This is a genomic window from Prevotella aurantiaca (genome assembly GCF_015262605.1).
Classification (GTDB): Bacteria; Bacteroidota; Bacteroidia; order Bacteroidales; family Bacteroidaceae; genus Prevotella; species Prevotella aurantiaca.
The window spans coordinates 1-10,306 of the sequence record NZ_JABZSJ010000005.1 but is presented as its reverse complement, the minus strand read 5'-3'; the positions used below and the strand labels follow the sequence as shown (position 1 = coordinate 10,306).

Genomic DNA, 10,306 nt, shown 5'->3' with positions numbered 1-10,306 from the left:
CAAAAGCGCCTGTTTTGCGTTGCAAAAGTGCCTATTTTACCGCGTAAAAGAGCCTATATTGCAATGCAAAACAGCCTCGTTTACAATGCAAAATCGTAGTTGTTGATTATCAGTCAATTACGAAATATAAATCGAAACAATATCTGTAAAGATATTTCAAAGTAATTTACGATGTAAGAATATGCCGTTAAAGCAATGTAAAGGCATGGTTTAAAAAGAGTCGAACACACCAAAATAAACACGCCAACCAATACTTCCACATTGTCTTCTTGCAACCCTAATACAGCCAACGAAAACCTATAGCCGAACAATCAAACTACATTAGAACGAATATAAAATGTTAAATGTTTGTATATTTTATATGCGAAACAATATAAAACAGATTTTTCTTTATAACTTTGTATGCGATATGATATAATGTTAGTTATGGAGAAAACCAAGTTATCGCTTATAGTTAAGGCGCTACGGAAGGACTACGGACTCACACAAGAGGACCTGGCGATGAAGTCGGGAGTAGGTTTGTGCTTTGTGCGCAGCTTAGAACAGGGCAAGACATCGCTAAGAATGGACAAGGTAAACCAGCTTCTCGACTTGTTTAATTACGAATTAACCGCAACCAAGAAGTTATGAGACAGGCGCAAATATACCGAAAAGATGTGCTTGCAGGCATACTGACCGAAGACGGAGGCGAATATCGTTTCTGCTACGACAGCACGTATCTTGCCAAGAAAGAGGCACAACCGATAAGTCTGACGCTTCCTTTGCAAGTCGAACCCTACGTTAGTCCTGTGCTATTTCCGTTCTTCGACGGTCTAATACCCGAAGGTTGGCTGCTCGATGTAGTACTTCGCAACACAGACATCAGCGTTTTAGACCGTATGTCGTTGCTGTTGCTCTGCTGCAAAGAGTGCATAGGAGCAGTTAGTGTAGTAGCAATAACTTCGGAGGAGGACAATAATCATGTGTAAATGCTTGTATTGTTATCAGCCGTTAGCCGCCGAACAGAAAGATTTTCACCCGCAGTGTGCCAAGAAATTCTTTGGTGTACAAGATGCGCCAGTGCTTGAATATCAACACGAAGACCTTGATATGCTGGCTGAAAAGGTGGTACGTGCGCAGACTTCATTGACGGGAGTACAACCCAAACTATCGTTAAATCTTAATAAACACGACGATACTAACCGTCTAACAATAGTAGGATTGTGGGGCGACTACATTTTTAAACCGCAGACAAACGACTATCCGCAACTGCCCGAAAACGAAGATTTAACCATGCGGCTTGCCGAAGTAGCAAAGATAAACGTAGTTCCTCATAGTCTTATACGGCTAGCTGATGGTGAGCTTGGATACATAACGAAACGTATAGATCGTACTAACGAAGGGCAAAAGATAGACATGGAAGATATGTGTCAGCTGACTTTGCACCCTACGGAGTATAAATATAAGAGTTCGTACGAACAGATAGCTAAAACAATTGGGCAGTTTTGCGACACGCCAAAGCTTGCTATTGTAAACTATATGCAGTTGTTGCTCTTCTGTTTTGTTACAGGAAACAACGATATGCACCTTAAAAACTTTTCTTTATATAGACCTTTCGATAGTTATCAACTGGCTCCAGCATACGACCTTTTGAACGTTGCAATCGTTAATCCGAAGGATAAAGAGGAATTGGCACTTACACTTTCCGGGCGGAAGACAAAACTAAAGTTAGTCGATTTCATAAAGTTTGCAGCAACAATAGGTTTGAAAGAGAAGGTGGTATTGCGCCTAATAGCAAATATGAATAAGGCTCTTCCGAAATGGAAAACGCTGATACAAACTTCGTTTCTTACTGAAGAACTAAAGCAGGAGTACGAAAATACAATTGAAAGTAGGTTGAAACGCTTGCAGAAATAGATGTTCTTAGTTTGCAAATCAAGAGTTTTAAACCTATAAACCAAACTTTTTTGTGATACGATAGTGTGAAAATAAATTGCAAGTCAGTAGCACATCGTGTAACAAAACAACTCATTATAACACATTTTTGAGGCACAATAGGGTGGGGTTACACCTTATTATATATATAAGACGAAAGGAAATAGATGTGCGAAAGCATTAAAACAGTACTTTCAAACCGTAACTTATGCGAGGCAAATGTTGCAATATTCCGCCTTAAACAGTAGAAAAAAGGAATAAAGAAACAATCCGATTAGATACCTATAAATGGGCATCGGTCTTGCAATAAAACCTCTATTTTGCCATCTAAAGATAGCAAATAGAGTGGCAAAATAACGCTTTAATACCTAAAAGTAGGTATGTAAATACCCCAAAATGCCCATTTTTGCACATCTCGCAAAACATGTGCATCGCAAAATACCGATTTGTAAGTATTGTAATAAATATGGAAAAAACCTACCTTTGCACCACAAAAATAGAGAATTGATAATGAATTGAAGAGCCTTTCGAGGCATTTTGGTTCGATAATTTACTAAATTACAATACTATTATGAGAGAAGAATGGAGAGGTTTCTCAGGCACTAAGTGGCTTGACGAAGTTAATATGCGCGAGTTTATCCAGGCTAATTACAAAGGCTACGATGGCGACGAGGAATTCCTTGCAGAGCCAACAGAAGCAACAAACAAGCTATGGGGTAGACTGAAAGAACTCCAAAAGGAAGAACGCGCAAAGGGTGGTGTTCTTGATATGGAGACCGAAATCGTGTCAAGCGCTACTGCTTACGGCCCAGGATATATCGATGAAAGCTTGAAAAACCTTGAAAAGGTAGTAGGTTTGCAGACCGATAAGCCTCTAAAACGTGCCTTCATGCCTTACGGTGGTATTAAGATGGCAGAGCAGGCTTGTACTACTTACGGTTACCAACCTTCTGAAAAGCTCCACGAAATCTTCACAAAATATTGCAAGACACACAACGAAGGTGTATTCGACGCATATACTGACGAGATGAAAATCGTACGTCATAACCACATTTTGACTGGTCTTCCTGATACATACGGCCGTGGTCGTATCGTAGGCGACTATCGTCGTGTGGCTCTTTATGGTGTTGACTTCTTGATAGAAGAGAAGCAAAAGGACCTAAGAAACTGTGGCGACGGTGTTATGGTAGACGATATTATCCGTCTACGCGAGGAAATTTCAATGCAAATCAAGGCATTGTACGAGATGAAAGAAATGGCGAAGATTTATGGTTACGACATTTCTAACCCAGCAAAGAACGCTCGTGAGGCTGTACAGTGGCTCTACTTTGGCTACCTTTCAGCTATTAAGACACAGAACGGAGCTGCTATGTCAGTTGGACGTATATCTACTTTCCTCGATATTTATATCAATCGTGACTTCGAAGAAGGTACATTGACCGAAGCTGAAGCACAGGAATTGATCGACCATATCGTTATGAAGTTCCGCATGGTGAAGTTCGCTCGTATCCCATCATACAACCAACTCTTCTCTGGAGACCCTGTTTGGGCAACTCTTGAAGTAGCTGGTCTTGGCATGGACGGCCGCCACATGGTAACAAAGAACGACTTCCGTTTCCTCCATACATTGGAAAACATGGGCCCATCTCCAGAGCCTAACCTTACAGTACTTTATTCTCCAGCTCTTCCAGAGGGCTTTAAGAAGTACGCTGCAAAGATTTCTGTTAAGACAAGCTCTATCCAATACGAGAACGACGAGGTTATGCGTCCAGTTTGGGGGGACGATTATTCAATCTGCTGCTGCGTATCTGCTACTCAAACAGGTAAGGAAATGCAGTTCTTCGGTGCTCGTGCTAACCTTGCAAAGTGCTTGACTTACGCTATCAGCGGTGGTATTGACCACAAGACTCGTGAGCAATGTGGCCCTGCACTTCGTCCTATCGAAGGCGACATAGTTACCTATGAAGAGTTCATGCCTAAGTTTATGGATATGATGGAATGGCTTGCAGGCATCTACGTAAACACCTTGAACCTTATCCACTACATGCACGATAAGTATTTCTATGAGGCAGCAGAACTTGCTCTTATCGATACCGATGTACGTCGTACATTTGCTACTGGTATTGCAGGATTCAGCCACGTGGTAGACTCTATCTGTGCTATTAAGTACGCAAAGGTTAAGATTGTTCGCGACGAAACAGGCTTCCCACTTGATTTCGAGACTGAAGGTGAATTCCCACGCTACGGTAACGACGATGAAAGAGCAGACGAAATAGCTGTTTGGTTGCTCAAGACCTTCATGACAATGATTAGAAAGCACCACACATATCGTAACTCTGAACCAACAACAAGTATCTTGACCATTACTTCAAACGTAGTATATGGTAAGTATACACCAGCTATGCCAGATGGTCGTCCTTCAGGTGCTCCATTGGCTCCAGGTGCTAATCCATCTTACGGTGCAGAGCAGAACGGATTGTTGGCTTCGTTGAACTCAGTTGCAAAACTTCCTTACGAATACGCACTCGACGGTATTTCAAATACACAAACTATTGCTCCAAGCACATTGGGCAAGGACGAAGAAGAACGTACAAATACGCTCGTTGGTGTAATGGACGGTTACTTCAGCCGTGGCGCACACCACTTGAACGTAAACGTATTCGGTGTTGAAAAGCTCCTCGATGCTATGGAACACCCAGAAAAAGAGGAATATGCAAACTTCACTATCCGTGTCAGCGGTTACGCAGTTAAGTTCATTGACCTTACTCGCGAGCAGCAAGAAGACGTTATTGCACGTCAGGCACACGGCAAGATGTAAGCGATACACATTATATATATAATATATATGACCGAAAAAATAATTGGGCTGACAGGTTTGGCCCAATTATTTTTTTACATAAAAGTTGTCTCGACTTCGTGAGGAATAATTGATACGAAGTACGAAACGTGTAATTGAAAGAGCGTTTCTGTAAGTCAAATGAGCAATGTATAACTTATGTTGGCATTGACATTGCGAGGATAACGCAGTTTTAGAAGAACGTAAAAAGAACATTATGGAAGAACAAATACCCACAATTGAATACAATACAGAGAATACAGAACGTGCCGATGGCAAGAAACTCGCAAGGGTACATTCTATCGAATCGTTCGGTTCGGTAGACGGACCAGGTATTCGTTTCATCGTTTTCCTTAAAGGTTGCGCTATGCGTTGCCAGTATTGTCATAACCCAGACACGTGGGATACCCATTCCGAAGAATTGGTAACTGCCGACGAACTACTGGCAAAGGCAATCCGTTTTAAAAGTTATTGGGGTGCAAAAGGTGGTATTACCGTGAGTGGGGGAGAAGCTTTATTGCAAATAGACTTCCTCATTGAGTTCTTCCGCAAAGCAAAAGAGCAGGGCATCAATACCTGTCTCGATACGTCGGCACAACCTTTCCATCGTACGGGAGTGTTCTTTGAGAAGTTCGAAGAACTGATGAAGTACACCGACTTACTCCTTTTCGATATTAAGCACATAGATTCTGACGAACATAAAAAACTTACAGGTTGGCCCAACGAAAATATTCTTGACTGCGTTCGCTATCTATCTGAAATTGGAAAACCCATCTGGATAAGACACGTCCTTGTGCCTACCATTACAGATAAAGAAGCGTATTTGCTGCGTTTACGCGAGTTTATTGCTTCATTAAACAACGTTGAGAAGATAGAAGTACTACCTTATCATACGCTTGGAATCTACAAATGGGAAAACCTTAACATGCCTTATCCATTGAAGGGAATACCCGAACCTACTCCCGAACAAGTGCAACTTGCACAGCAAATATTAGAGGGGAAGGCGTAATATTAACGGATTTATTGCTGTTCGGTAAAAGTTTTGATATCGCAAATATTGTGTTCAAATTGCCGAAAACTGATAGTCTGAAAGGCTGGACTTACTTCTCAAAAATGCAATTCGTGTTGTCTATTGATGGACAACGTACATAAATCAATCGCATCGATTTGAAGTTTACGGAACAGCAATAATAAAGTTAAAGATAACTTTGAATTAGATCCTGAAACAACGAAGTTTGTATAACGTTATAAGCAATGAGTAACTTAGTATTAAGTCAGCAAGAATATAAAGAGATATTTAATATTCTTAATTCCACAATAGGTTATATTGATAAGATTGCATCTGGCTTCTATGAGAAAGAAGAGACGGCTTTAGCTCTGTTATTAGGTTTTAGAGAGAATAAGACTTTAGACCAATTAGCTCGGATAAGATACATTCTTCAGATAGAAATGGAAAAGCAATTGTCTAATGAAGCGTATGATGAAATCATAGAGCAAGATGTAAAGATATGGAAACCGCCCTATGATTGCTCAAAAGAGGAATTGCTATTAAAGTTTAAGGAGTAGTCTTTCACTATTCTTGTATTGTCATCATTCAGAGATAAGTTTTAGATTCTGCAAGGCAAAAGACACTGGTAGAGATAACCAAAAAGCATTAATGATTCACAAAGTTAATTCATTCCCGTATGTTCAAGATTGATGAAAAAGATGCTCTTTTAATTATATCAGACATTAAAGATTGGCAAGCTAAATATGAAAATGTCGAAAATCTACCATTAGATTTTTATTTGAAATATAAGAAAATATTGTCTTCTTATAAAGAAACAGGAATGAGCAAGAAGGAGGTTGTATCATTTTTCAGCAAAATATCAGAAGACAATCAAGATTGTAGCGAATTCTTAAATGAGATAATGGACCTAATAGAAGGGTATTGTCGTCCTGATTTTAGAGTGTGGTCAAAACAAGGCTGAGCTATAGGATACTGATTTCGCCGCCTTCTACGGACACGTTTGATACCAGGTATATGTGTAAATAATAAATTCTTTGATTCATGAATAACTTTTATGATAATCTCTTAATAAAAAATGTAGAAGAGCAGAACATCAATTATACGGTTATTTCAAACCTTTCTTACTACATGGAAAACCTGAGTAAGCACTTCCCTTTTATTAGATCACGAATTGATTTTAGTAGCTTACACAATAATAAATTAGTAAAATCCGACCAAGGGAATGTGTCTTTTGATGTCGTTAATTTTATTCAGAAGTTAATCGAAGAGAAGATATTTTCTAAAGAAGATGAGATAATTTATATTGGAGATAGCTTGACGGAGGTAGGATATGAGTTCTATTTAAAAGATTTAGTAAAGGTTATCCCCTTTATAATTGATGAAATACCTCAACATCATTATTTTCTATCTAAAGATTTTAAGAAGATTATTTATATATCATTTGAAAATGAAATAGAATTTGGTGAAATTCTTTAGTGTTTCAGATGAAGAGACTTATTCGTTACAAATTGATGACCATTTTGAAGTCTTGACCAAGAAAACCCAAATGTTTTCCAGGCATCAATACCACAGATTTGGAAGGCAAGATTGGCGTAAAGGTCGATGTTTTTACTGGTCAGGATTTGCTAAATCTGTAAAAATCACAATTCTAAACTAACGAAAAAACTTCGATAAACCAATTATTTGGTTCATCGAAGTTTTTTGTTTATCGTCTTTGCAGACTATCTTTCCACCGAAAAGAAAATATATTCGTTCAGTCAAATGCCCACTTTTTTCAGTAAGTTTGAACTTTATTATGTATGAGAAGATACTTTCTTCGGAACGAAGTTCCCAAGTTATACAAAGTAATACAAGAAAGTAGCAATACCTTCCAAAGCAGGTTTGCGCTGACCTTCAATTTCAATTTGGAACTTAATGCCAGCCTTGCAGATGCCTCTTAGGTTTTCAATACTTTCCAACGCAGCTACCAAACGAATGCGTGAACCAACAAGAACAGGTTGTCCGAAGCGCATTTTATCCATGCCATAGTTCACCATCATCTTTAGATTATTCACCTCAATAATCTCATTCCACATGTGTGGCAGCAGAGAAAGAGTAAGATATCCGTGTGCAATAGTGGTTTTATAAGCACTTTCTTTAGCTGCTCTTTCTGCATCAACGTGAATCCACTGATGGTCCAAAGTAGCATCGGCAAAAAGGTTAATGCGCTCTTGATTAACTTCCAACCATTCGCTTTCACCGAGTTTCTTGCCCAAATAACTTGCCAACTCTTCGTAGTTGTTTACTATTAGTTTCTCCATTGTTTTTTCTTATCTTAGTTTCTTGCCGACAAAGTTACTAAAAAACTTCCTAACGTCGTCGCCTTTGCACCACTCTTTCCTCTTAAAATTGCACAAATAATGTGTTAAGTGTGCAATTCTATACTTCCTAATCCCTCCATCATAATACATCTTTTATTCTGTTTAATAAATTACCGCAGAGTATAAGTTCCTGTTTATATCTTATTTAGCCACTGTCTAAACATAGCAGTTTGACGAAAAAGAATGGTAAATTGTTACCTGTTACAATATATATTTTGTAATTTTGCAATACGAACAAGAAACTATTGGATATATTCCAATATAGAAAATAAAAATTGGATAAGGGCAAAAAATCAACAAAACGCGTCTTTTTTTCAATCTTTCCGAGAAATGGAAACATTAGAAAGCGCAACAAAGATATTTAGGATCAACCACGTTGCCCAGCGAACAAAGAAACATTTAATATAAAAACAAGAACATTATGAAGAAGACATTTATTTGCACTGTATGTGGATACATGCACGAAGGAACAGAAGCACCAGCTGAGTGCCCAGTTTGCCATGTTAAGGCTGATAAGTTTAAAGAATTCAATGGAGCAGCTCTCAAAGGTACCAAAACCGAGAAAAACTTGCAAACAGCATTTGCAGGAGAAAGTCAAGCACGCATGAAGTATGACTATTATGCTGGTCAGGCACGTAAGGATGGTTACGAGCAAATTGCTGCTCTTTTTGAAGAAACTGCTATTAACGAACGCATGCACGCTAAGATATGGTTCAAGTTATTGCACAATGCAGGTATTCCAAGTACAGAAGAAAACTTGAAAGATGCTGCTGATGGCGAAAACTACGAATGGACAGATATGTACGATGCAATGGCAAAAGATGCGATGGAAGAAGGTTTCCCAGAGTTGGCTGTTAAGTTCCGTACAGTTGGCGCTATCGAAAAGAAGCACGAAGAGCGCTATCGCAAGTTGTTAAAGAACATCGAAGATAAGGTAGTTTTCTCTAAAGATGGTTCAGCTATTTGGCAATGCCGTCAGTGTGGCCATATCGTTGTAGGCAAACAAGCTCCTGAAGTATGCCCAGTTTGTGCTCATCCACAGAGTTTCTTCCAAGTAAAGGCAGAGAACTACTAATTGTCTGATACGAAAAAAGCTACAAAACAACTGCATAGACAAATAATTGTTGAAATGTAAAATTGTAGCCAAAAAATTAAATAAGCGAAACGCCGCGCATAGCGTTTCGCTTTTTTTGTTGCGCCAAAAATATACATTTGAAATATCACAATACAAAAAGAACAAGATAAAAACATTTGTTTGAAAAATAAGTAATATATTTGTAGTTTAAATTATGCCAGCAGAATTGGCGTATAATATAAAACCTAAAGAAAAATTAGAGAATATGTAGAACAACTTTTGGATATATATCTGAACCAGATATTTCTTTCATCTGAAAGAATACCCATATAAAAAATGAGTTATGATTACAGGTATTGACTACGTTTTATATACACAGAAAAAGCAAGAGGAGTTTATCCAAGAGATAAAGAAATCTTTTTCATTATGGGATAAACCTTATATTGTTGTTGACAATGAAGACGAGACAACGGATATATACGTAGCTAAAAATAAAATGATGTTTGAACTTATAGATGAAAAGGGATTTTATACCTATAGAGATTCTGGCGAAGGTCCTTTTTTACTTATATTCAATAGTAACAATTCGTCAGATTCCAATCGAATAACTTTGGTACTTCCAAAAGACATTGAAACCTCAAAATTTGCAAGAAAGGTGTACGATTGGCTGAAATCTATTTTGTAGATAAATGCTAATGATGCCTTTAATTCAAAGTTCTTTGAAAGAGGACTATTTTCTGAAAAAGTAGATAATATAAAAATTATGAATGGCTATATCTTAACACCAACAACGAATACGATTGGGTGGGTGGTTTACGAAAATGATATTTCTTTAGATTACAAAGAATTTTTCAAAGGAGAGTTGCTACCCAACGAAGAACTACCTTTGTTTTACGATATCCCTAAAAGTTCGAACCTAAAAAAAATAAAGTCGGCAGTTTTATTAGAATCAGCAGGTCCCGAATTAGTAAGCCAACGATTAAAAGAAGTGTTAGAAACATTAACGGAAGACATACAGTTTTTTGATGTGGACTTATTCTGTGGCAAAGAAAAGGTTGAAGGATTTTACGCTATGAATTTGCCACACCGCATGAAATGTGTTGATTTGGAAA

At 38.2% G+C, this 10,306-nt stretch carries 12 protein-coding genes; 11 read left to right on the top strand and 1 reads right to left on the bottom strand.

Translation table 11 applies throughout. The annotated features are described in order from the left end of the window. The first annotated feature begins 426 nt into the window (after positions 1–426). The 8 genes from HXN26_RS02005 to HXN26_RS01970 all read left to right on the top strand — a co-directional run bounded on the left by HXN26_RS02005 (position 427) and on the right by HXN26_RS01970 (position 7,235). The gene (locus HXN26_RS02005; protein ID WP_025000684.1) at positions 427–630 is read left to right on the top strand and encodes a helix-turn-helix transcriptional regulator; all 204 of its coding nucleotides are present in this window, start codon (positions 427–429) and stop codon (positions 628–630) included. Then, the gene (locus HXN26_RS02000) at positions 627–968 is read left to right on the top strand and encodes a HipA N-terminal domain-containing protein (RefSeq protein WP_273158377.1); all 342 of its coding nucleotides are present in this window, start codon (positions 627–629) and stop codon (positions 966–968) included. The genes HXN26_RS02005 and HXN26_RS02000 overlap by 4 nt, the downstream gene beginning before the upstream one ends. Next, positions 961–1,896 carry a HipA domain-containing protein gene (locus HXN26_RS01995; protein WP_273158376.1) on the top strand — a complete coding sequence of 312 codons (936 nt, stop codon included), beginning with the start codon at positions 961–963 and terminating at the stop codon, positions 1,894–1,896. Before HXN26_RS02000 ends, HXN26_RS01995 begins: the two co-directional genes overlap by 8 nt. 589 nt (positions 1,897–2,485) lie before the next feature. Continuing rightward, positions 2,486–4,732, top strand: a complete 2,247-nt coding sequence (pflB, locus tag HXN26_RS01990; protein WP_273158375.1) for a formate C-acetyltransferase — start codon at positions 2,486–2,488, stop codon at positions 4,730–4,732. A 235-nt stretch (positions 4,733–4,967) separates the two neighbouring features. Next, positions 4,968–5,759 carry a pyruvate formate-lyase-activating protein gene (pflA, locus tag HXN26_RS01985; RefSeq protein ID WP_273158374.1) on the top strand — a complete coding sequence of 264 codons (792 nt, stop codon included), beginning with the start codon at positions 4,968–4,970 and terminating at the stop codon, positions 5,757–5,759. Between the two features lie 245 nt (positions 5,760–6,004). Next, positions 6,005–6,316: a hypothetical protein gene (locus HXN26_RS01980; protein WP_273158373.1), complete on the top strand. Its 312-nt coding sequence runs from the start codon at positions 6,005–6,007 to the stop codon at positions 6,314–6,316. 119 nt (positions 6,317–6,435) lie between these two features. Next, positions 6,436–6,720 (top strand): hypothetical protein, encoded by a 285-nt coding sequence (locus tag HXN26_RS01975; protein WP_273158372.1) that lies wholly within the window; start codon positions 6,436–6,438, stop codon positions 6,718–6,720. Positions 6,721–6,800: 80 nt separating this feature from the next. Beyond that, positions 6,801–7,235, top strand: a complete 435-nt coding sequence (locus tag HXN26_RS01970) for a hypothetical protein (protein ID WP_273158371.1) — start codon at positions 6,801–6,803, stop codon at positions 7,233–7,235. Between the two features lie 359 nt (positions 7,236–7,594). Here HXN26_RS01970 and HXN26_RS01965 read toward each other — a convergent pair whose 3' ends face one another. Next, complete coding sequence (locus HXN26_RS01965) at positions 7,595–8,059, bottom strand: MaoC family dehydratase (protein ID WP_273158370.1); 465 nt, start codon at positions 8,057–8,059, stop codon at positions 7,595–7,597. A gap of 481 nt (positions 8,060–8,540) precedes the next feature. On the opposite strand from HXN26_RS01965, the gene rbr reads away from it, so the two are divergent. From rbr to HXN26_RS01950, 3 genes are all read left to right on the top strand, one after another. Continuing rightward, the gene (gene rbr / locus HXN26_RS01960; protein WP_273158369.1) at positions 8,541–9,194 is read left to right on the top strand and encodes a rubrerythrin; all 654 of its coding nucleotides are present in this window, start codon (positions 8,541–8,543) and stop codon (positions 9,192–9,194) included. Between the two features lie 343 nt (positions 9,195–9,537). Further along, positions 9,538–9,879 carry a hypothetical protein gene (locus tag HXN26_RS01955; protein ID WP_273158368.1) on the top strand — a complete coding sequence of 114 codons (342 nt, stop codon included), beginning with the start codon at positions 9,538–9,540 and terminating at the stop codon, positions 9,877–9,879. 78 nt (positions 9,880–9,957) lie between these two features. Then, a partial coding sequence (locus HXN26_RS01950) for an imm11 family protein (RefSeq protein WP_337954472.1) occupies positions 9,958–10,306 on the top strand: 349 nt, incomplete at its 3' end.

Excerpts from the sequence above, each read along its gene's own strand:
- HXN26_RS02005 (WP_025000684.1), top strand. The coding sequence starts at position 427 with ATGGAGAAAACCAAGTTATCGCTTATAGTTAAGGCGCTACGGAAGGAC.
- HXN26_RS02000 (WP_273158377.1), top strand. The coding sequence starts at position 627 with ATGAGACAGGCGCAAATATACCGAAAAGATGTGCTTGCAGGCATACTG.
- HXN26_RS01995 (WP_273158376.1), top strand. The coding sequence starts at position 961 with ATGTGTAAATGCTTGTATTGTTATCAGCCGTTAGCCGCCGAACAGAAA.
- pflB (WP_273158375.1), top strand. The coding sequence starts at position 2,486 with ATGAGAGAAGAATGGAGAGGTTTCTCAGGCACTAAGTGGCTTGACGAA.
- pflA (WP_273158374.1), top strand. The coding sequence starts at position 4,968 with ATGGAAGAACAAATACCCACAATTGAATACAATACAGAGAATACAGAA.
- HXN26_RS01980 (WP_273158373.1), top strand. The coding sequence starts at position 6,005 with ATGAGTAACTTAGTATTAAGTCAGCAAGAATATAAAGAGATATTTAAT.
- HXN26_RS01975 (WP_273158372.1), top strand. The coding sequence starts at position 6,436 with ATGTTCAAGATTGATGAAAAAGATGCTCTTTTAATTATATCAGACATT.
- HXN26_RS01970 (WP_273158371.1), top strand. The coding sequence starts at position 6,801 with ATGAATAACTTTTATGATAATCTCTTAATAAAAAATGTAGAAGAGCAG.
- HXN26_RS01965 (WP_273158370.1), bottom strand. The coding sequence starts at position 8,059 with ATGGAGAAACTAATAGTAAACAACTACGAAGAGTTGGCAAGTTATTTG.
- rbr (WP_273158369.1), top strand. The coding sequence starts at position 8,541 with ATGAAGAAGACATTTATTTGCACTGTATGTGGATACATGCACGAAGGA.
- HXN26_RS01955 (WP_273158368.1), top strand. The coding sequence starts at position 9,538 with ATGATTACAGGTATTGACTACGTTTTATATACACAGAAAAAGCAAGAG.